The organism is Myxococcus virescens, from assembly GCF_900101905.1.
Taxonomy (GTDB): Bacteria; Myxococcota; Myxococcia; order Myxococcales; family Myxococcaceae; genus Myxococcus; species Myxococcus virescens.
Genome location: NZ_FNAJ01000005.1, coordinates 149,984 through 171,168, shown reverse-complemented (window position 1 = coordinate 171,168; position 21,185 = coordinate 149,984). Strand labels below are relative to the sequence as shown.

Genomic DNA, 21,185 nt, shown 5'->3' with positions numbered 1-21,185 from the left:
TGGTTGACTGTGGGGAGTCGTCGGTTAGTGTCCCCCCTCTATGGTGCACATCCCCGAGGAGACTGGGCCGCGCGTCCGGGCCCGTGAGCTGGGCCTGCCGCTGGGGCGCTTCAAGCCCGGCAAGTTCAACGCCATCACCGACGTGGAGGGGGTGCTCGTCGGGCACAGCACGTTGATACGGGGCGAGGGCCCGCTTCGTCCTGGGCACGGTCCGGTGCGCACGGGGGTCACCGCCATCCTCCCCAACGAGGGGAACATCTTCATGGAGCGCATGACGGGGGGCGGCTTCGTGCTCAACGGCGCGGGCGAGGTCGCCGGCATGACGCAGCTCATGGAGTGGGGCCTCATCGAGACGCCCATCCTCCTCACCAACACCATGGCGGTGGGCGCGGTGTCGGACGGCGTGGCGCGTTACCTGGTGGACCGCTACCCCGGCATCGGTGACGAGCACGATGTCATCATCCCCGTGGTGGGGGAGTGTGACGATTCCTGGCTCAACGACATCTCCGGGCGCCACGTGCGCGAGGAGCATGTCTTCGAGGCCATCAACAACGCCTCCACCGGCCCCGTGGCCGAGGGGAACGTGGGCGGCGGCACCGGCATGGTGACGTGCGACTTCAAGGGCGGCATCGGCACGTCGTCCCGCAAGCTGCCGGAGGTGCTGGGCGGCTACACGCTGGGTGTGCTGGTGATGTCCAACTTCGGGAAGATGCACAACCTGCGGGTGGGTGGCCTGCCCGTGGGCGAGGTGCTGGCGGAGAAGTTCAAGGGCACGCCCAAGCGCGGCCAGACGTACGGCTCCATCATCGCGGTGGTGGCCACGGACGCGCCGTTGCTGAGCCATCAAATCAACCGCCTCTGCAAGCGCGTGGCGCTGGGCATTGGCCGCGTGGGCAGCTACGCGGCGCACGGCTCAGGGGAGATTGTCGTCGGCTTCTCCACGGCGAACATCATCCCCCGGCGCACGCAGAAGATGGTCTACAAACTGAAGCTCCTCCTGGATCAGCGCCTGGACCCCCTCTATGAGGCGGTCATGGAGGCCACCGAGGAGGCCATCCTCAACGCCATGTGCATGGCGACGTCCATGACGGGCGCCAACGGCAACCACTGCCCGGCGCTCCCCCTGGACGAGGTCCGGCGCTTCCTGGACGCGTACAAGCCGATTTTCGCGTCCGTGAAGAAGCGCCCCCAGCAGTCGAGCGCCCCGGCGGCCAAGGAGCGGCCCAGCAACGAGGACCGGGAGGGGGACGTGAAGGTGTCCACCGCCCGGCCGACCCAGGTCCGGAGCGCCGAGGGAATCCCGTTTCCCACCCGTCCGGCACCGGACGACACCGGCGAGCCGGGGGGGCCCGAGGGTTCCTCTTCCGGGAGCCCGCCGGGTTCTGATAGTTAAGCCCCTCTTTTCACGTCTCCGTACGGAGCACAGGAGTCAAAGATGGCCCGCAGCAAGAGCAAGCACCGTCGCGTGCAGATGAAGATCAAGCAGGCCTGGAAGAAGCGGGCCAAGAAGAACAAGGCCGAGGCCAAGGCCGCCGCCGAGTCGAAGAAGAAGTAATCGTTCCGACCGCGCTCGTGCGGCCCGTGGCTCAGTCCCGGGTCGCCGAGAACGGACTGCTGACGTTGCAGCGCTGTCCCCCCGTGTCGGACGCGCGCGCGTAGCTGCCCGTGAGGACGCCGTTGATGGACGCCGTCCCGCCATCCGCCAGCGGCGCCAGGTAGGTGCCGGTGAGCGTCAGGGTGTCCGTCCGGTTCGCCGAGGGCACTCCCGTTCCCGTCATCACGAAGGTCCCCTGGGAGGTGATGGTGCCCCGGACGGGGACGCCCGCCAGCCGGCTGGTGAGGTTTTCGCCCGAGCGGGCGATGTCCAGGACTTCGCCCGTGGGAACCTCCACCCCCAGGAGCGCGCACTCCGGAGGCACGCCCCCGCTCGTGTCGAATTGCAGCCGGTAGCGGCCTTCGACCGCGGGGCATTCCGTGCAGCGGGGGGCTTCTCCGCCACAGCCCGCGGTGGTGAGCAGGAGCAACCCGGCGAAGAAGGGGGCGAAACGTCCAGAAGTCATGACTTGGTTCTCCTTGAGACGGAAGCCGGACTTCCCGGTGGGACGGCCGGTTCCTACGTTGGGCAAGGGCGGCGTTCGGTGGGCTCGCAGGGCGGGGTGGGGTGGGGCGGTGGCTGACTCGAGGCGGTGGTCCAATTTCGTATTCGCCGGGCTCTTTGCCCTGGCGCTGATTCTCTTCTCCAGGATTCTGCTGCCGTTCCTGATGCCGGTGTTGCTGGGCGGCTTCCTGGTGGTGCTGTTCATGCCGGTGCAGGACTCCCTGTGCCAGAAGCTGGGGGGCCGCAAGTCTCTCAGCGCCGGGGTGTCCACCGTCACTGTGTTCGTCCTCATCCTGGCGCCGCTGGCGCTGGTCGGGTGGATGGTGGCGCGCGAGGTGTTCCAGCTCGTGGGCCAGGTGCAGGTCCTGCTGGAGCAGCAACACCTGCGTCACCCGTTCCTCGCCGGCCTGCCGCTGGGCTTGGAGCGCTATCTCCGGCTGGACGTGGACAGCGCGGAGACGGAGCGGGCGCTCCTGGCCGCGATGACGGGCGGCGCGTCGTTGCTGCGCGACGTGGCGGCGGCGGGCACGGACCTGGTCATCAACCTGTTCCTGATGTCCGTGGCCATGTACTACTTCTTCCTCGACGGGCGCCGGCTGGTGGCCGAGGTCATGCGGCTCATCCCGCTGGACAGGCGCTACTTCGAGGCCTTCGCGCGCGAGTTCACCGACGTCGCCTACGCCATCATCTATGGCAACACCGTCACCGCGCTCATCCAGGGCGCCGTGGGCTTCGTCGGGCTGCTCATCGCGGGGGTGCCGCATGCCGGCGTGTGGGGCGCGGCCATGGTGCTGGTGGCGCTGGTGCCCGTGGGTGGCACGGCCCTGGTGTGGGGGCCCATTGGGGTGGTGCTCATCGCCGCCAACCAGGTGAGCGAGGGCGTGTTCCTCCTGGCCTGGGGCGCCTTCCTGGTGGGCAGCATCGACAACGTCATCCGGCCCCGGCTCTGTGGCTCGCGCATGGCGCTGCACCCGCTGCTCGTCTTCCTGTCCATGTTCGGCGGGCTGGCCGTGTTCGGGATGATGGGCCTGCTGGTGGGGCCGCTCATCGCCTCCATCTTCATGGCCATGGTGCGCATCTACCGGCGGGACTTCCTGGGCATCGGCCGCGCCGAGCACCTGTCGGCCCATGACGAGAACATGTCGGCGCCTCCCATGTCCGAGCCCGCCTCCTCCCGCATGTCTCCCGCGGCGCCGGCGATGGGACCCGCCGCGACGCTCAACGCCTGAGCGGCGAGAGAACCGCCGAGCCTGGACTTCCCCGACGGGGTGGGTGAACCTCCCTGGGGAATGACGACCGCCCGACACTCGATGGTTCGCTGGGGGCTGTGGTGTGCCCTGTTGGTGGCGCTGGCCTCGCCGCAGGCCCTGGCCGCCGAGGCGAAGCGGAAGGACTCGGGACCGGCGAAGCCGAGCGTCGTGGTGCTGGAGGCGGAGGGAGATGCGCGGCAGCGGCAGGCCCCTTTCCTGGAGGTCGCGCTGGATACGGGCTCTGGCGGCACGGTGGGAGACGCGCCGGCGCGCCCGCCCCTGGCGCGGCTGACGTTGGGGGGCACGACGACGTGGCGCAACGCCTGCGCGCGGCCCGGCGTGAAGTCCTGTGGCGAATATGACCGGCTCCCGGCGAACGAGCGCCTGGGGGACACGGTGAGCTATGCGTCGTCGGTGCCGTACCTGGGCATCGCCGCCGAGCTGGAGCTGCTGCCGCTGGCGAACAGCGAATCCCTGCTGCGCGGCCTGGGCCTGTCGCTGGGTTACCGGCGTGGGTATTCCTCCACCAACGTGACGCTGGAGAGTGACGCCGGCCGGTCGACCACGCGCGAGGCGGTGGCCACCGACTCGGTGCTCACCGCGCAGGCGCTGTACCGCTACTTCTTCGGCATGGGGGAGGCGAACGCGCTGCTGGGCCATGCGGGGCTGCGCGCGGGCCTCCTCACCCGCGCCTTCGACGTGGACGCGTCCTCCAACAGCCCGCTCACCGGGACGCACCGCTTGTTCCCCGCCGTGGGGTTGGAGGTGTCGGTGCCGCTGCTGCGCTGGGTCCGGCTGGAGGGCGCGGGGCAGTTCTTCCTGAGCCCGAAGCCGGGCAAGGGCCTGGGCGCCGGCAGCGCGGCGCTGGACGCGGAGGTCAGCGACTACGGCACGTCGGTGTCCAGCTTCGGCTGGGAGGCGGAGCTGGGCGTCGGGGGCGACATCTGGGGGCCCTTCGGTTACTCGGTCCGCTTCCGCCTGTCCCGCTTCCAGGACACGTTCTCCGGCGCCGGCACGAAGCTGGGCTGGGATGAGGGCGGCGTGGCGGCTGAGACGTACTCCAGCCTCCACTGGGGCATCACCGCGTCCTACTGAGGCGCGTTGCCGGCTCCCACTCCGGCGCGGCGGAGGCGTAGGGTGCGGACATGTCCGAGCACGTGTCCCCCCAGGAGCTGCGCAGGAAGTGGAAGCTGGCGAACGCGGAGCCGCTGGAGGGCGGTCACCGGCTCGAGGCGTACCGCGCGCTGGCGCAGCGCTGTCCCGCGTTCGTTCCCAATCTCCTGTCGTTGAGCCGCACGTTGCTGGCCGGCCGGCACGACGCGGCGGACCCGGAGGCCGCGGTGTCCGAGGTCGAGCAGGTGCTCCGCTCCGCGTCGGACGTCTCCGCGGGGGCCCCGGAGCCCCTGCTGGCGCTGGGACACTTCCTCGTCTCGGTGCGACAGGCGCCGGATGAGGCGGAGCGCGCCTTCTCCTCCGCGGCCAGCGCCGCCATGGCCTTGCTGGAGGAAGCGTGGGCGGGGTGGATTCACGCGCTGGGCGCGCAGGGACAACTGGAGGCGGCGCTGGAGGTAGAGGAACGGGCGCGGAGCCTCTTTCCCAGCTCCAAGGCGATTTCTCAGGCGGTGGCGTTCGCGCGAGCGCAGTCGGGTATGCGCTGACGCGGGGCCCGCCACGTCAGGGCACGCGCTCCTGCGAACTCCGGCCGCCGGCCCGCACGGCTTGACGGTGCTGGGCAATCCGGTTGCGGGCCCACTCCGGGGCCAGCTCCAGCTCCTCCGGGAAGAAGAGGTCTTCGCCCAGCCCTTCGACGAGCACCTGGATGAGCGGGTCATCGGGGTACTGCGTGGCTGGGTCGTCGAACACCAGCCCCACGACGATTCCCGTCTGGCCCAGGAAGCGCTGGCTGATGGTGCCGTCCTCGGAGTGCGGCACGACCTTCACCTTCGCGCCAATGCGCACCGGTGCGCCGTCCACGTCATGACAGATGATGAGTGAGGGGTCCTGGATCATGGCGCGTAGGAACGGGGCTTGAGCGACTTCGAGATGACCACCAGCACGACGGTGATGACGACCCATGCGGGCAGGTGATGGGAGAGGACGTGCCGCCCGTCCTGCTCACAGGCGAGCTCTCCGAGCAGCGCGCCCGTCGAACCCACCGACAGGCCCGCCACCACGGCGCGCAGCGGCTGGAAGAAGGCCCCGCGCAGCGCGAACAGCGCCACCACCAGCGGCACCACGCCAATGGCCAGGTGACTGACGGTGCAGACCCAGCCCGGGAGTGATGGGTGACTGTGCGGCGTGCCCCGGGCGAGCACCAGGGCCGCCGCGCTGACCACCGCCAGCCCCACGCCCAGCCGGCGCATCCAGCGGCCCTTGGGAGACAGCGCACCCCAGGCGCACACCGCGCTGGTTCCCACCAGCATGGCCAGCAGGGGCGCGCGTGCCAGGAGCAGGGGGCCGGTGACCGCGCCCACCGCGAGCATCACCCCGGCCGCCAGCAGGCCCAGGCCCGCTGACGCCGCCATCAACCAGACGGCCTGCGTGCGCCAGCGCCGCACCGGACGGCGAAGCGCCAGTTCACCCCGGGCCGCGGCGAGCACGCGCTCCAGCGCGGCGTTGTCCTTCGCGGGCGTCTGGGTGAGCAACTGGTCCAGGTCCATCGGTGGCTTCATCGCGCCACCTCCAGCGCCAGCTCGCCCAGCAGTTCGCGCAGCTTCTCGTAGCCCCGGTGCGCCCGCAGCCGCGCGGCGCCAGGGCTGATCCCCCGCAGCGCGCCGATCTCCTCGAAGGACCAGCCCTCCACCTTGCTGAGCACCACGGCTTCACGGTGGTCCGGGTGGAGTTGTTGCAAGGCGTCCAGCAGGTGCCTGCGCAGCGACGGGTCGCTGTCATCCGGCGCCGGGGATGCGGGCGTCGCGGAGTCCTCCTGGGATGCATAGGCGTCTACGTGTCGCTGATGCCTCAGCGCGTCCCGCGCGGCGTTCGCGGCAATGGTCATCAGCCAGGGGGTGAAGCGGGTGCCGGGCTCGTAGCGGCCCCGCGAGCGGATGACGGACAAGAAGGTGGCCTGCAGCAAATCTTCCGCGAGCGCGCCATTGCGCACCATCCGGGCCAGGAAGCCTTGGACCCGCGGCGCGTGCCGCGCGAAGAGGTCCTCGAAGGCGTCCTGTGCTCCGTCGCGAAACCGTTCCATGAGTGCTTCGTCCGTTTGGCTCCGCATCACCCGACTCCTCTACGGGCCACCCGCGAAAGTGTTTCCGGCGGTCGCGATTCTCAAGGTTCGGTGAGGAAAGCTCTGGAAAGTCACGGGGTTGCGAACGCTAGCAACATCCCGTCCTGCCCTGGAGGGCGAGGCCGTTAGTGTTGGGCGCGGAGGCACCTCGGACGCGTGGACCATTGGAGCATCGAAGGCATGGGGGCGGGGTTGGTGGCAAGCCTGCTGGCGGGCACGGCGACGGGACTGGGCGCGCTGCCCGTGCTCGTCACCTCGGAGCTCAGCCGGAAGGCCCAGGACCGGATGTTGGGCTTCAGCGCGGGCGTGATGCTGGCGGCCACGTCCTTCTCGCTGGTCATCCCCTCGATGGAGTTGGTGAAAGGGCAGGGCCATGACGGGCCTTCGGCGGCACTGCGCGTGGCGGCGGGGGTGTTGCTGGGTGGGCTGTTCCTGCGCGTGTGGCACGACCTGATGCCGCACGAACACGTGCTCAAGGGCCACGAGGGCCATGGCGGCACGAAGTGGAACAGCGCGCTGCTGTTCGTGCTGGCCATGACGCTGCACAACTTCCCGGAAGGCCTGGCGGTGGGCGTGTCGTTCGCCGCGCCGCAGCCGGAGCTGGGTCTGTCGGTGGCGCTGGGAATCGGCGCGCAGAACATTCCCGAAGGTCTGGTGGTGGCGCTGGCGCTGAGGGCCACGGGGGCGTCCGCGTCGCGCGCCGCGTTCCTGACGCTGCTCACCGGCCTGGTGGAGCCGGTCGGAGCGCTGTTCGGCCTCCTGGCCCTGTCACTCAGCTCCGCGCTGCTGCCGTGGGGGCTGGCCTTCGCGGGCGGGGCGATGCTCTATGTCATCAGCCACGAGATGATTCCGGAGAGCCACCGCGGCGGCTTCGAGCGCGAGGCCACCACCGGCCTCATGTGGGGCTTCGTGCTCGCGCTGGTGCTGGACATGTCGCTGGGCTGACGCGGCCTACGCGGGCAGCAGCACCAGTCGGGCAATCTCCGGGGGCGCGCCCACGCGCATGGGTGGGCCCACGAAGCCACAACCCCGGCTGACGTAGATGAGCGAGTCGCCCGTGCGGCTCAGGCCCGCGTTGCGGTCTCCCCAGATGAGGTCGCCCATCAGGTTGCCCGGGAACATCTGTCCGCCGTGCGTGTGCCCTGAGACTTGGAGCCCCACGCCGCGCCGGGCCACCTCGTCGAAGTTGGACGGCTGGTGCGCCAGCAGCACGGAGGCGCGGTCGGGCCGCACGTCGCGCAGCGCCGCGTCCAGGTCATAGCCGCGCTCGCCCATACGGTGCGCGCTCCAGTCGTCCACACCCGCCAGTTGGAAGGAGGCCGCGCCGTCGCCAATGGACACGGAGCGGTTGCGCAGCGTGTGGATGCCCAGCCCCTCCAGGAAGGCGACCCACGAATCGGCGCCCGAGTAGTAGTCGTGGTTGCCGGTCACGAACCAGGTGCCGTACCGCGCGCTCAGCTTCCCCAGGCTGGCGGCGAAGCCCCCCAGCGCATTCACGGAGCCGTCCACCAGGTCCCCGGTGATGGCGATGACGTCCGGCTTGAGTGCGTTGGTGCGGGACACCAGCTCATCCATGAAGCGGCGCTGAATCACCCCGCCGATGTGGATGTCGGTGAGCTGCACCAGCGTGAGACCTTCCAGCTCGCGCGGCAGGTGGGGCAGCCGCACGGGGATGTCTCGCACATCGGGTGGGTGGTACGCGCGCCAGCCGCCGTAGGTGCTCACCGCCACGCCCGCGAGCCCCGCGCCCACCGCGAGCCCCTGACCCAGCAGCGCCCGGCGCTCCGGCGACGCGGGCGCGGTGGGGGCCGTCGTCTCCGCGCGCGCGTTGCGGCGCTCACGCCACGCGGCCAGGGCCCGTACCAGGTCCACCGCCAGGGTGAACATGAGCAGGTAGAGGACCAGGCCAATCCACAGGAGGAAGACGATGCCCAGGCGCTGGGCGCCCTCGGAGGGCAGCACGGAGCCAATGGCCCGCGCGCTCAGGGCTCCGACGAAGCCCACGGCGAACAGACCCTGGGCGGTGCGCCGCAGCCACTTGCGCTTCGTCACGTCACGGACGAGCCGGCGGTAGAGATAGACATGGCCCACCGCCAGGACGGCGAGCACGGGAACGAAGAAGAGGAGCAGGCTGACCCAGCGTGGCATCGGGAATCCTGCATAACGAATGCGTTCTCGCCGCGCTCCAGGATTCCAGGGGGGCAGGCGGGAAGGCGGCATGGGCACACCGCTGGCCCCTTTCCCACGCCGCCGCGCCGGGGCAGGCTTCGCCATCCCGCGAGGCCGATACCCGGTTCACGCTCCCCTTCGAGGTCGTCATGCTCCGCTCCCTGCTGGTTCCCATGCTCCTGGCTGTCTCGCTGCTCGGCTGTGGCGACGACGAAAGCGTCAACCCCGACTCGGGAGACCCGACCAAGGTGACGTACGCGGAGTCGCTCAATGTGGACCTGGCCGAGATGACCCGCCTGGAAAGCGGGCTCTACATCCAGGACACCTTCATCGTGGAGGATGGCGCGCAGGCCCAGGCGGGCAATCGCGTGCAGGTGCGCTACACGGGCTACCTGCCGGACGGCCGCAGCTTCGACGCCACCGGCAACGGGCCCGCCATCGGCTTCACCCTGGGCACGGGGCAGGTCATCGCGGGCTGGGATGAAGGCATCGCCGGCATGCGCGTGGGGGGCCGTCGTCGCCTCATCATCCCGTCGTCCCTGGGTTATGGCGCCAGCGGCTCAGGCAGCCGGATTCCGCCGTACACGGTCCTCATCTTCGACACCGAGCTCGTGTCCGTCCGCTGACGGAGGCGAGGAACTCCGCTCGTCGACGTGCTATAGGATTTCCTTGTCTTCCGGGAAGTCCGGGTCGGTGTGGACCGGCCTGGAGGTTCGTGGTGACCCGGAATGGGGGAGGCGAGCGATGTCGCGGTCCGAGGCGGAGATGAGTTTGGAGGGCCCCCGAGCAGCAGTCCCGGGGGAGGGAGCGTTCCACGGGCTGCTCACGCAGCCGTCGTCCGAGGTGGCGGCGCAGCTCTACGAGGAGCTGGGGAGCTCCCAACGCGAGCGGCTCCAGAAGGAGGCCGCGCAGGCCGCGGTGGCGGAGCGCCAGCGTCTGGCGGAAGTCCTGCGCCAGGCCCGCGACTTCTCGGGCGCCGCGCGCCTGCTGGATGGCTGCGGCGCCGCGGCCCTGGTGGCGGAGCTGTACGTCCAGGGCGGGCGTTACGTGGACGCGGCGGAGGCGTACCTGCGCGCGGGTGAGGTGGAGCGCGCCGCGGCCGCTTTCGAGCGGGGCGGCGCCATGGAGCGCGCGCTGGAGGCCTACCGCGGCCTGGGCGCGCGTGAGGCCATGGCGCACTGCCTGGTGCGTCTGGGGCGTCCGTACGAGGCGGCGCAGCTCTACCGCGAGCTGGGCCAGCCGCACGCGGAGGTGGAAGCGCTCGCGAGCGTTCCCTCCGGCGACCCGCGTCACCTGGAGTCCGTGCTGCGCATGTGCAAGCTGCTGGATGGCGAGGGCTTCACACGGCGTGCGCTGGCGCTCCTGGCCGACACGGTGCGCGGCACGGAGTCGGCGCGGGGAGACCCGGCGCTGGCGGCGGAGAAGGCCCGGCTGCTGCGCCGCCTGGGCATGGACGCGGAGGCCGAGGCCGTCATCGCGCGTCTGCCCTCGAACGCGGCGGCGCCGGAGTCCAATGGCTACCACTACCTGAAGGCCATCCCCATCTTCGGAGAGCTGTCGCTCGAGGACATGAAGGACCTGTACCGCGTGGCGCGGCAGGTGCTCATCCCGGCGGGCGCGGTGCTGCTGGAGAAGGGCTCGCCGGGCAGCGGCCTCTTCGTGCTCCTGGAGGGCGAGGTGGACGTGTTCAGCGGGCCGGAGACGGACGCGCGCCGGCTCAACACGCTGGGGCCTGGCGCCTACCTGGGAGAAATCTCCCTGGTGCAGGATGCCCCGGTGTCCGCCCAGGTCCGCGCGCGCACGGCGGTCCGCGCGCTGCGCGTCACCCGCGCGGGTTTCCAGCACTACCTGGACACGCATGACGCGGCGGCGCTGCGCATCTTCCGCCTCTTCACGCACAACCTCGCGGCGCGCGTGCGGGCGCTCAGCACCTGACGGCGCGCATGTCTGTCATTCCGGGCTCGCGTATTCGCACCCGCGCCCGGATTGACAACACGGCGTCTGTGCTTTAATTCAAACGCATCATGAGGCCCGCCTTCTTCAACGCCCTGCTGTGTGCGCGCACGTTCGCGCCGGCGGCGGACGTGTGCCTCGCCCCCCGTCACGAGGTTCTGCTCGACATTTGAGTTGGCGGACCGGTGTCTCCGGCGCGCGGGTTGGCTGGTTCCCGTGTGCCGTGAGCCCCGGCTCCGCCCTCTCTCTTGCCGCGTCCTCGTGTGCCCTCACGCGTCCCTGAGCGGGCCTGACGTGCCCCTCCGGCGAGTCGCGCGTGCGTGCCGCTGAGGCGTTCGCGGCGTCATCCCTTCATCTCAACCAGCGCCTCAATTCAACCCGCGGGCCTCGCTGCTCGACGGGAACGGGAGTCCTTCATGTCTCGCCACACACGCATCGAGCGGTACCGCAACATCGGCATCATGGCGCACATCGACGCGGGGAAGACGACGCTCACCGAGCGCGTCCTCTTCTTCACCGGTCGCATCCACTCCGTGGGAGAGGTGCACGACGGAGCCACGGAGATGGACTGGCTGCCACAGGAGCGGCAGCGCGGCATCACCATCACCTCCGCGGCCACCACCGCGTTCTGGCAACCCCGGCAGGGGATGGGCGCGGGTGTGCCCCACCGCATCAACGTCCTGGACACCCCAGGGCACGTGGACTTCACCATCGAAGTGGAGCGCTCGCTGCGCGTGCTGGACGGCGCGGTCGCCGTCTTCGACGCGAGCCAGGGTGTGGAGCCCCAGTCGGAGGCGGTGTGGCGGCAGGCGGACCGGTACAACGTGCCGCGCATCGCCTTCATCAACAAGATGGACAAGGTGGGCGCGGACTTCGCCATGAGCGTCGCGTCCATCCAGGCGCGGCTGGGCGCGCGGCCGGTGGCCGTGCAGTGGCCCCTGGGCGAGGGCTCGGCGTTCCGCGGGCTGGTGGACCTGGTGCGCATGCGGGCCGTCATGTTCGACGGGGAGGACGGAAGCTTCGTCGACGGCCAGGCCTTGCCGGAGGCGGTGCGCGCGGAGGTGGAGGCGCAGCGGCTGCGGCTCATCGAGGCATGCGCGGACGAGGACGCCACTGTGCTGGAGAAGTTCGTGGACGGACGGTTGGAGGACATCACCGCGGAGGACCTGGAGCGCGCGCTGCGCTCGGGCGCGCTCGCGCGGACGCTGGTGCCGGTGCTGTGCGGGTCGGCCTTCAAGAAGAAGGGAGTGCAGATGTTGCTGGACGCCATCGTCAACTACCTTCCCGCGCCGTCGGACATGCCCGCCGTGGAGGGCTTTGTTCCGGGCAAGGAGGCGCGTGTGTCCCGGCCCGTATCCGATTCGGGGCCGCCTTGTGCCCTGGCCTTCAAGCTCATGAGCGACAAGGCCGTGGGCGGCATCGTGTTCCTCCGCGTCTATTCGGGCACGCTGCGCGCGGGCACGGTTCTGCTCAACCCCGCCACCGGGCGGCGTGAGCGGGTGGGGCGCTTGATGTTCATGCACGCCAACCGCCGCGAAGAAGTGGCGGAGGTCCATGCGGGAGACATCTGCGCGGCGCTGGGCCTGAAGGGCGTGCGCACGGGCGACACGTTGTGCGACCCGGCGGAGCCCGTGGTGCTGGAGTCGCTGGGCGTCATGGAGCCCGTGGTGCAGCTCGCCGTGGAGGCGCGCTCGCCCGCGGAGCTGACGAAGCTGGAGGACGGCCTGCACCGGCTGGCGGCGGAGGACCCGTCGCTGCGTGTGGGCGTGGACCCGGAGAGCGGCCAGGTGCTGCTGTCCGGGATGGGTGAGCTGCACCTGGAGGTGGTGGTGGACCGCTTGAGGACAGAGCACGGCGTGGAGGCCCGCGTGGGCCAGCCCAAGGTGGCCTGGCGCGACACGCTCCGGCGCCAGGTGCGGCAGGAGTACCGCCACGTCCGCCAGTCGGGCGGGCCCGGACAGTACGCGTACGTGGTGCTGGACGTGGGGCCGGCGCCGCGTGGCGCGGGGCTCGTCTTCACGGACGACACGCGCGGGGGCACCATTCCCAAGGAGCTGGTGCCCGCCATCGAGAAGGGCGTGGCCGGGGCCATGGCCCGAGGCGTGCGGGACGGCGTGCCGCTGGTGGACGTGGAGGTGCGGCTGTTGGATGGGGACACGCACGTGCGTGACTCCACGCCTCAGGCCTTCGCCGTGGCCGGCTCCCTGGCGCTCCAGGCGGCGGCGCACAGGGCGGGCGTGCAGCAGTTGGAGCCGGTGATGGAGGTGGAGGTCACCACGCCCGAGGAGTACCTCGGCGAGGTGTTGGGGGACCTGGCGGCGCGGCGGGGGCGGGTGCTGGGCATGGAGGCGCGCGGCGGGGTGCGGCTCATCTCCGCGCGGGTGCCCATGGCCAGCCTCTTCGGCTACGTCACCGGGCTGCGAGGCCGCACCCAGGGCCGGGCCCAGGCCAGCATGCGTCTGGGCGCGTACGAGCCGGTGCCAGAGGCACTCCAGGCCGCTTCCGCGGCGGAGGCCCGCGCCTGAGGTGAAGGGCGGCCCCGGGAGCCAGGAGTGGCTCCCGGGGCCTGTAGGACATTTCGGGTCTTTCGACTTGGAAGGAACTGCACCCTGTACAAATGTCCATCAGGGGCCACAAAACCGGCAAGCAAGCTGTTGATTTCACGGGACTTCCGGGACGGGAAAGTGCAGGGTCCCGCGCCGATTCTCCGGAATGGGTAGGGGAGACCCCCTGTTCCCATCCGTTCCCAAAGCGGTTCGGCCGGCCGGGCCCGACCGCGCACCGCCAGGCGCCCCGGACATACGTCCGACTGGGCGCGCTGCGCGGGCTTCCTCCCCTGGGGAGGAGGCGGGCTCTCTTCAACGTCAGGAACCCATGACTTTCGACGAACTTCAGCTTCACGACACCCTCCTGCGCGCCGTCAAGGCGGAGGGTTACACCACCCCCACGCCCATCCAGCAGAAGGCCATCCCCCACGCGCTGGCCGGGCGGGATGTGCTCGGCGTGGCCCAGACGGGCACGGGCAAGACGGCGGCCTTCGCGCTGCCCATCCTCCAGCGGCTGTCCGCCAAGGCGCCCGCGGGCGGGGCGCGCCCGGTGCGCTGCCTGGTCCTGACGCCCACGCGTGAGCTGGCGGGGCAGGTGGGCGACAGCTTCGGGACCTACGGCAAGGGGCTTCCCCTGCGTCACGCCGTCATCTTCGGTGGCGTGGGCCAGAATCCGCAGGTCCAGACGCTGCGAAGTGGCGTGGATGTGCTGGTGGCCACGCCGGGCCGCCTGCTGGACCTGATGGAGCAGGGCTTCGTGTCGCTGCGCTCGCTCGAGGTGTTCGTGCTCGACGAGGCGGACCGCATGCTCGACATGGGCTTCATCCACGACGTGCGGCGCGTCATCAAGGCGCTGCCGCCCAAGCGGCAGACGCTGTTCTTCAGCGCCACGCTGCCCCCGGACATCGTGGACCTGGCGCGCAGCATCCTCACGGACCCCATCCGCGTGGAGGTGACGCCGGCGTCCAGCACCGCGGAGACGGTGAGCCAGCAGGTGTACTTCGTGGAGCGCGAGCAGAAGCGCGGGCTGCTGACGCACCTGCTGAAGGAAGGCAACATCCACCGCGCGCTCGTCTTCACCCGCACCAAGCACGGCGCGAACCGGGTGGCGAAGCAGTTGGAGGGCGCGGGCGTCAGCTCGGCGGCCATCCACGGCAACAAGAGCCAGAACGCCCGTGAGCGCGCGCTCGACGAGTTCCGCTCCGGGACGCTCCGCGTGCTCGTGGCGACGGACATCGCCGCGCGCGGCATCGACATCGACGGGCTGAGCTACGTCGTCAACTACGACCTGCCCAACGTGCCGGAGCAGTACGTGCACCGCATTGGCCGCACCGGCCGCGCGGGGGCCAGTGGCACCGCTGTGTCGTTCTGCGACGCCGAGGAGCGCGCGTACCTGCGCGACATCGAGCGCACCATCCGCCGCAACGTGCCCGTGGTGGAGGACCATCCGTACCGCTCGGGCCAGCCCGCGCCGCGTCCCGTGAGCCACGCGTCCGGCGCCGCGCCAGAGGCCCGTCCTTCGGGCAACGGTGGGCGGCCTCAGGGCACGCCGCGTCCCGCGGGCAACGGTGGGGGCGGCGGGCACTCCGCGGGGGCTTCGCGCCGCCGCCGGGGGGGCCGTGGTGGCGCTGGCGGCGGAGGCCGTGGGCAGGGCCGTCCCGAAGGTGGCCGCTCGGCGCAAGGCTCGGGTGGCTCCGGTGGCAACGCCAGCCGGGGTGGCCAGGGCGGTTCCAGGGGTTCGGGTGGCGGCCGTCCCGCGGTGGCTCAGGCTCCGGCGAAGGCCCCCGAGGCCTCCCCGCTTCCTCCGCGTCGCCCGTCGCCCAAGTGGTTCTGAGCGGCTGAGGCCAGGCGGCGGCTCCGGCCCGCCGTGAAGTCCAGGAAGGGAGCTCGCGCCAACGGGGCGGGCTCCCTTTCGCGTGTCAGTGGAGGACCATCAGCGCCATGGAGCCAAAGGCGAGCGCCATGGCCAGGATGCCCCAGCGGAACCACTTCTGCGTGAGCTGCAGGTAGTCGTCGAACGAGGCCCCGGTGTCGCCGAGTGCCTCTGCCATGGCCAGCTGCAGCGCCTGGATGGGGCGCAGCGTGAGCTGCCAGACGATGCCGCACAGCATGAAGCAGACCTGTCCCGCGGCGAGCGCCGGGTTCGTCCACAGGGGGATGTCCTGGAGGTGCGCGCGCAGCATGCCGGTGGCGGCGAGCGCGAAGACGCTGGGCACCAGCAGGTACTTGTCGGTGAACTGCACCAGCCGCAGGGCATAGATAATCACCCGGGGCTCGCGCGTCCTGTCCGCGAGCAACCGCCACACGGCCGTCACGACGATGTCGCCCAGGAACACCACGACGGCGATGAGGTGCAGGAGCTTCAGGACGTTGTGGACGTTCATGGGGCGGTCGTCGGACGTGGGATGAGCGCGAGCAGGTGCTGGGCGAGCACCGCCGCGTGCGGGTCGCGGAGCAGCGACAGGTGGGTGCCTGGGACGGGGTAGGCCGAGCAGGCCTGCTGCGTCAACTGGCGCCAGCCGAGCGTGCCGTCTTGCACGAGCGCGTCGAGCGCCGCCGTGCTGGGGCCACTGCGGTCCTCCGCGCGGAACACCGCCAGGGGCACCGGTTGTCCACGGCGGGGCCGGTAGTTCAGGGCGTCATGGGCCCGCGCCACGTTGAGGATGCCCTGCACGTGGACGGGCTGCGCGCCTTCGGGGAGGACCGCCGCGGCCTGGAGCCGTGCGACGAAGAACTGGAGCCGCTCTGCTTCACCCATGGCGCGCACTTCAGGCAGGGCGAGGTCGATCTTCACGTTGAAGAACGCCTCCATGATGCCGGCGAGGTGGAGCATCCACTGCGCCGTGTCCCAGCCCTCGCCCTGCGGCCGGGTGACGTCGGGGAAGGGCGCCAGGGTATCCAGCATGGCGACGACGCCCACCTCGCGTCCGCGGGCCTTGAGCTCCTGGGCCAGCTCGTAGGCGATGTGTCCGCCCATGGAGTGTCCACCGACGGAGTAGGGACCTTCGGGCTGCAGGGCCAGGATGGCGTCCGCGTACCACGTGGCAATGGCCTCCACCGTCTCGTGTGGTGGCACATCGCCATCCAGGCCCTGGGGCTGGAGGCCGAACACGGCGACGCCTTCCAGGTGTCTGGCGAGGGACAACAGGTAGAACGGCGTCGAACCTCCACCGGGCACCAGGTAGAGCACTGGCGCCCGGTTCGCGTTCGTCGCGCCGGCCATGAGTGCGTGGGCCTCGGGGGTGAGCGGCACCAGCGGAGAGACGGCCGCGTTCTCGGTCCGGAGGACCGCCGTGAGCTGCGCGGGCGTCGGGTTCCTGAACAGGGACACCAGCGGAAGCGGGCGGCCCAGGCGCTTCTCCACCGCGAGCTTCATCTTGAGCGCCAGCAGCGAGTGGCCGCCCAGGTCGAAGAAGCTGTCGTGGATGCCCACGGCGCGCACCCCGAGCACCTCCTCGAAGAGCCGGACCAGCTCCAGCTCCAGGGCATCACGCGGCAGGCCCTCCAGGGCGGTGACGCGCGCGTCGGCGAGCTCCATCGCGCTCAGCGCCCGCGTGTCCACCTTTCCGTTGGGCGCGAGCGGCAGCGCGTCCAGGAGGACGAACTGCCCAGGCACCATGTTCGCCGTGAGCTGCTGCTCGACGAAGCTCCGGAGCTCGGTGGGCTCGGGGCGCTGCGCGGACGCATGGGGCACCACGAAGGCCACCAGCCGGGAGTCTCCACCCGTGCCGCGCACCAGCGCGACGGCTTCACGCACCGTCGGGTGCCGGGCAATGGCGGCTTCGACCTCGCCCAGCTCGATGCGATGCCCGCGCAGCTTCACCTGCCGGTCGGCGCGGCCCACGAACAGGAACGTGCCATCCGCCAGCCGGCGGACCACGTCACCCGTCTTGTACATGCGCAGCGTCGGGCCTCCGGGGAAGGCGTGTTCGATGAAGCGCGACTGCGTCAGCTCCGGGCGGTTGAGGTAGCCGCGCGCCAGGCCGGGCCCCGCGAGATAGAGCTCTCCGGGGACACCCTCCGGGACAGGGCGAAGCCTGCCATCCAGGATGAGCGCTTCCATTCGGTGGATGGGCAGGCCAATGGGCTCGGTCGGGCCGTGCGCGCCCACCTGTCCGGGCAGGCACCGGTGCGCCAGCGAATCGATGGTCGCCTCGGTCGGTCCGTAGAGGTTCCACACCTCCGCCTTCGAACGGCTGAAGAGCGTGGCGACGGTCGCGGAGGGCAGGGGCTCTCCACCCACGCAGACGCGCCGGAGCGCCGGGAGGTTCGCGAAGCCGGGCTCCTCCACCAGCGCCGTCAGCAGTGAGGGCACCAGTTGGAGCACGGAGACGTCGCGCTCGCGCAGCACGCGGGCCAGGTGCTCCGTATCCGCGCCAAGGCCGTGCGGCGCCAGCACCAGCCGGGCACCCACCATCAGCGGGGCGAACAGCTCCCAGACCGAGGCGTCGAAGCTGAGCGACGTGCGCTGGAGCACCCGGTCTTCGAGACCCAGCGGCATGGCGTCGGCCATCCACGCCATGTGATTGGCCAGGGCGGAATGCTCAATCAGCACGCCCTTGGGCTGCCCCGTCGAGCCGGAGGTGAACAGGCAGTACGCCAGCGCGCCGCTCCGCGGCTCGAACGACTCCAGGGTGTCATCCCCGAGCACCACCACGTCGGTCCCCGGGAACCGCGAGGTGAGGTGCGCTTGCGTGATGACCACCCGCGCGCCGCTGTCCTCGAGCATGAACGTCAGCCGCTCGCGGGGGTAGGCCGGGTCGAGCGGGACGTAGGCCGCGCCCGCCTTGAGGATGCCGAGCAGCCCCGCCATCATCCCCACGGACCGTTCCACGGCGAGGGCCACCAGTGCTCCCGGCGTGACGCCGCGCTGGACCAGCGCCTGGGCAACGGCCTTCGCGCGAGCCTCCAGGGCCGCGTAGCTGAGGGTGCCGTCCTCGGCCTCGACGGCGATGGCCGTCGGCGTCTTCGCCGCTTGGGCCGCGATGACCTCGTGCACGGCGGGAAGGGACGGTGTCGCCTCCGGTGCGCGAGGCGTGAGCCGGGCACGCTCCTCGGCGCCCAGCAGGTCGACATCCACGACCTTCGACCGCGGTTCGGCGGCCAGCCGCGTGATGAAGCCCGTCAGTTGGCGCACCATCGCCTGGATGCGCCAGGCGTCGAAGAGGTCGCGGTCGTATTCCAGCACGCCTTCGAACCCCTGGGCCGTCTCGGACAGCGTCAGGGTGAGGTCGAACTTGGCGGCGCCGCTGGGGATGGCCACCGGGGTGACCTCCAGGTCCGGCAGCGCCATCTTCGCGGTGTGCGTCTGCTGGTACGCGAGCATCACCTGGAAGAGCGGACTGGTTCCGAGCACGCGCTCCGGCTTGAGCACCTCGACCAGCTTCTCGAAAGGGACGTCCTGGTGCTCATGGGCGTCGAGCACCTGGCGGCGGATGCGCTGGAGGAGCTCGAGGAACGTGGGCTCGCCGCCCAGGTCGATGCGCAGGGGCAGCGAGTTCACGAAGAACCCGATGAGCGGCTCCGTCTCCGCGATGCGGCGGCCCGCGAACGGTGAGCCGATGACCACGTCGTCCTGCCCGCTCACCCGGCCCAGGTAGGCGCCAAAGGCGGCGAGCCATGCCATATAGGCCGTCACCCCTTGTTCACGGCAGAGCGAGGTGAGGGCCTGGGCCACGTCGGGCGCCAACGCCAGCGGCTCGGTGGCACCCCGGTGACTCCGGACCGCGGGCCGGGGCCTGTCAGTCGGCAGGTCCAGCACGGCGGGCGCACCCGCGAGCGCCTTGCGCCAATGGCCGAGTTGATGCTCCCGGGCCTGGCCGTCGAGCCAGCTCCGCTGCCACGCCGCGTAGTCCGTGTACTGGATGGGAAGGGCCGGAAGCGCCAGGGGCTCGCCCCGGACCTCTGCGGCGTAGAACGCGGAGAACTCACGCATCATCACGCCGAAGGACCAGCCGTCGGACACGATGTGGTGCATGGCCACGAGGAGCACGTGTTCGTCGTCCGCGCGCTTGAACAGGTGCACGCGCACCACGGGGCCCACGTCCAGTGCGAAGGGCCGGGCGGACTCCTCGGCCAGCCGCTGGTCGAGGCTCGCCGCGCCAGCGTGGCGGAGGTCCTCTGTGGTCAGCGTGAGCACCGCGTCGGCCACCCGGGCCACCGGCAGACCGTCGACGAGCGGGAAGTTCGTCCGGAGAACCTCATGGCGCTCCAGCACGCGCTGGAGGCTCCGTCGCAACGCGGCGTCGTCCAGCGAGCCGCGCAACGTGAACGCGATGGGGATGTTGTAGGCCGCGCTCTGGCCTTCGAGCTCGGCGAGGAATCGCAGCCGCTCCTGCGCGAACGAAAGGGGGCGGTCCCCGGGGCTCGTCAGCCGGACCAGCGGCGGAAGTTGGGGTGCGGCCTCCTTGGCGGCAATCACCGCCGCCAGTGCCGTCAGCGTCGGCTGCTCGAAGATGGCGGAGAGGGGCACGTCGACACCGAACGTCCTCCGCACGCGGCTCATGACCTGCGCGGCCAGAAGCGAGTGCCCGCCCAAGTCGAAGAAGTTGTCCTCCGCGCCAATCGGGCGGCGCTCCAGGAGCGACTCCCACAGCGAAGCCAGCGCCTGCTCGGTGGGCGTACGCGGGGGAACGAAGTGCGTCTCGCTCGCGGACGCCTCGAAGCGCGGTGGCGGTAGACGCCGCTTGTCCACCTTGCCGCTGGACGACAACGGCAGCTCCTCCAGGTGGATGAACTGCGCGGGCACCATGAACTCCGGGAGCTTCTTCCGGGCGTACTCGCGGAGCGCGTGCACATCCACGGGCTGGGCCGAGACGACGTAGGCAATCAGGGCCTTCACGCCCCCCTGGGCGCCCGCGGAATGAACGTTGGCCACGGCCTTCGCCACACCGGGGTAGGAGGCGAGCACCGCTTCGATTTCACCCAGTTCGATGCGATAGCCACGGAGCTTGACCTGATGGTCGATGCGCCCGAGGTACTCGAGGTTGCCATCCTTGCGCCAGCGGACCAGGTCTCCGCTCCGGTACAGCCGTGCGTCGGGCTTGAACGGATGCGGGATGAACTTCTCGCGCGTGAGCTCCTCGCGGTTCAGGTAACCGCGGGCGACACCGACGCCTCCGATGTGCAGCTCGCCCGGGACGCCAATGGGCAGCAGTGCGCCGTGGCGGTCCAGGACGTATCCCTCCAGGTTGAGGGCGGGGCGCCCGATGGGCGGAGCACCCGGGTCGTCCTGCCGGCAGTGGCCGAGCGTGCTGATGATGGACACCTCGGTGGGGCCATAGGCGTTGACGAACCGGACGCCGGGCCGCGCCCACGTGTGGACGACCTCCGGCGGAAGGGCCTCTCCCGCGGACGTCAGCATGCGAAGCGAGGGGTACTCGCGGTCGGTGGGGAGGGCCGCATACGACGTTGGAGGCAGCACCATGTGCGTGACGCCGTGAGCCAGCAGCACCTTGGCCAGTTCGTCGCCCGCGAGCAGCGTGTCCGCGGGGGCCACCACGAGCCGGCCCCCGTTTGTCAGGGCCATGACGATTTCCCAGACCGAGACGTCGAAGGAGATGGAGGAGAACTGGAGCATGACGCAGCCCGCGTCAGCGCCCAGTTCGTGCCGCTGCATCTCGATGACGTTCGCGAGCCCCCGGTGCTCCAGAATCACGCCCTTGGGCCTGCCCGTGGAGCCCGAGGTGTAGATGACGTAGGCGGCGTTCTCCATGCGAACGCCACTGTCGGGGTTGCCGGTGGGCGCGGCATCCGCGGGCTCGTCCAGCCAGAGCGTCCGCACCTGCGGCGCGCGCCACTTCTGCTCCGCCGCATGGGTGCTCACCATGAGCGCGGCACCCGAGTCCTCCAGGATTCCGTCGAGCCGATCCTTCGGGTACGAGAGGTCGAGCGGGACGTAGGCCGCCCCCGCCTTCCAGATGGCGAGCAGGCCGATG

The 21,185-nt window shown here is 70.7% G+C and carries 17 protein-coding genes (1 of these 17 cut by a window edge); 10 read left to right on the top strand and 7 right to left on the bottom strand.

What is annotated here, in order from left to right:
* Nucleotides 1-40: 40 nt before the first annotated feature.
* Together BLU09_RS16745 and BLU09_RS16740 are read left to right on the top strand one after the other, a co-directional pair.
* Nucleotides 41-1,393: a DmpA family aminopeptidase gene (locus BLU09_RS16745; RefSeq protein ID WP_090490548.1), complete on the top strand. Its 1,353-nt coding sequence runs from the start codon at nt 41-43 to the stop codon at nt 1,391-1,393.
* 42 nt (nt 1,394-1,435) lie between these two features.
* Nucleotides 1,436-1,555 (top strand): hypothetical protein, encoded by a 120-nt coding sequence (locus BLU09_RS16740; protein ID WP_002636551.1) that lies wholly within the window; start codon nt 1,436-1,438, stop codon nt 1,553-1,555.
* A gap of 31 nt (nt 1,556-1,586) precedes the next feature.
* On the opposite strand, the gene BLU09_RS16735 is transcribed toward BLU09_RS16740, so the two are convergent.
* On the bottom strand, nt 1,587-2,060 hold the full coding sequence (locus BLU09_RS16735) for a hypothetical protein (RefSeq protein WP_090490547.1): 474 nt from the start codon (nt 2,058-2,060) through the stop codon (nt 1,587-1,589).
* Nucleotides 2,061-2,169: 109 nt separating this feature from the next.
* On the opposite strand from BLU09_RS16735, the gene BLU09_RS16730 reads away from it, so the two are divergent.
* From BLU09_RS16730 to BLU09_RS16720, 3 genes are read left to right on the top strand one after another with little or no spacing between them, the layout of a single operon-like run.
* On the top strand, nt 2,170-3,327 hold the full coding sequence (locus BLU09_RS16730; RefSeq protein WP_090490546.1) for an AI-2E family transporter: 1,158 nt from the start codon (nt 2,170-2,172) through the stop codon (nt 3,325-3,327).
* 60 nt (nt 3,328-3,387) lie between these two features.
* Complete coding sequence (locus tag BLU09_RS16725; RefSeq protein ID WP_244171782.1) at nt 3,388-4,443, top strand: hypothetical protein; 1,056 nt, start codon at nt 3,388-3,390, stop codon at nt 4,441-4,443.
* Between the two features lie 50 nt (nt 4,444-4,493).
* On the top strand, nt 4,494-5,006 hold the full coding sequence (locus BLU09_RS16720) for a hypothetical protein (RefSeq protein ID WP_090490544.1): 513 nt from the start codon (nt 4,494-4,496) through the stop codon (nt 5,004-5,006).
* 16 nt (nt 5,007-5,022) lie between these two features.
* Here BLU09_RS16720 and BLU09_RS16715 read toward each other — a convergent pair whose 3' ends face one another.
* From BLU09_RS16715 to BLU09_RS16705, 3 genes are read right to left on the bottom strand one after another with little or no spacing between them, the layout of a single operon-like run.
* Nucleotides 5,023-5,358 carry a Carotenogenesis protein CarS gene (locus tag BLU09_RS16715; RefSeq protein ID WP_090490543.1) on the bottom strand — a complete coding sequence of 112 codons (336 nt, stop codon included), beginning with the start codon at nt 5,356-5,358 and terminating at the stop codon, nt 5,023-5,025.
* The gene (locus BLU09_RS16710; RefSeq protein WP_090490542.1) at nt 5,355-6,020 is read right to left on the bottom strand and encodes a DUF1109 domain-containing protein; all 666 of its coding nucleotides are present in this window, start codon (nt 6,018-6,020) and stop codon (nt 5,355-5,357) included. The genes BLU09_RS16715 and BLU09_RS16710 overlap by 4 nt, the downstream gene beginning before the upstream one ends.
* Nucleotides 6,017-6,568 carry an RNA polymerase sigma factor gene (locus BLU09_RS16705; protein ID WP_090490541.1) on the bottom strand — a complete coding sequence of 184 codons (552 nt, stop codon included), beginning with the start codon at nt 6,566-6,568 and terminating at the stop codon, nt 6,017-6,019. The genes BLU09_RS16710 and BLU09_RS16705 overlap by 4 nt, the downstream gene beginning before the upstream one ends.
* A gap of 192 nt (nt 6,569-6,760) precedes the next feature.
* Between BLU09_RS16705 and BLU09_RS16700 the strand changes: the two genes are divergently transcribed.
* On the top strand, nt 6,761-7,525 hold the full coding sequence (locus BLU09_RS16700) for a ZIP family metal transporter (RefSeq protein ID WP_186817796.1): 765 nt from the start codon (nt 6,761-6,763) through the stop codon (nt 7,523-7,525).
* Between the two features lie 6 nt (nt 7,526-7,531).
* Here BLU09_RS16700 and BLU09_RS16695 read toward each other — a convergent pair whose 3' ends face one another.
* Complete coding sequence (locus BLU09_RS16695) at nt 7,532-8,728, bottom strand: metallophosphoesterase (RefSeq protein WP_090490539.1); 1,197 nt, start codon at nt 8,726-8,728, stop codon at nt 7,532-7,534.
* A 170-nt stretch (nt 8,729-8,898) separates the two neighbouring features.
* Here BLU09_RS16695 and BLU09_RS16690 point away from each other — a divergent pair, with 170 nt between their 5' ends.
* The 4 genes from BLU09_RS16690 to BLU09_RS16675 all read left to right on the top strand — a co-directional run bounded on the left by BLU09_RS16690 (nt 8,899) and on the right by BLU09_RS16675 (nt 15,082).
* The gene (locus BLU09_RS16690; RefSeq protein ID WP_244171781.1) at nt 8,899-9,375 is read left to right on the top strand and encodes an FKBP-type peptidyl-prolyl cis-trans isomerase; all 477 of its coding nucleotides are present in this window, start codon (nt 8,899-8,901) and stop codon (nt 9,373-9,375) included.
* 118 nt (nt 9,376-9,493) lie between these two features.
* The gene (locus BLU09_RS16685) at nt 9,494-10,684 is read left to right on the top strand and encodes a cyclic nucleotide-binding domain-containing protein (RefSeq protein ID WP_090490538.1); all 1,191 of its coding nucleotides are present in this window, start codon (nt 9,494-9,496) and stop codon (nt 10,682-10,684) included.
* A 434-nt stretch (nt 10,685-11,118) separates the two neighbouring features.
* On the top strand, nt 11,119-13,227 hold the full coding sequence (gene fusA, locus BLU09_RS16680) for an elongation factor G (RefSeq protein WP_090490537.1): 2,109 nt from the start codon (nt 11,119-11,121) through the stop codon (nt 13,225-13,227).
* Between the two features lie 349 nt (nt 13,228-13,576).
* Nucleotides 13,577-15,082 carry a DEAD/DEAH box helicase gene (locus BLU09_RS16675; protein WP_090490536.1) on the top strand — a complete coding sequence of 502 codons (1,506 nt, stop codon included), beginning with the start codon at nt 13,577-13,579 and terminating at the stop codon, nt 15,080-15,082.
* Between the two features lie 85 nt (nt 15,083-15,167).
* Here BLU09_RS16675 and BLU09_RS16670 read toward each other — a convergent pair whose 3' ends face one another.
* Together BLU09_RS16670 and BLU09_RS16665 are read right to left on the bottom strand one after the other, a co-directional pair.
* A complete protein-coding gene (locus BLU09_RS16670; RefSeq protein ID WP_090490535.1) occupies nt 15,168-15,632 on the bottom strand; it encodes a DUF2269 family protein in 465 nt (154 codons plus the stop codon).
* Nucleotides 15,629-21,185: the end of a non-ribosomal peptide synthetase gene (locus BLU09_RS16665; protein ID WP_090490534.1), read on the bottom strand. It continues 7,874 nt past the right edge of the window; only the last 5,557 of its 13,431 coding nucleotides appear in the window; its start codon lies beyond the right edge, outside the window; the stop codon is at nt 15,629-15,631. The genes BLU09_RS16670 and BLU09_RS16665 overlap by 4 nt, the downstream gene beginning before the upstream one ends.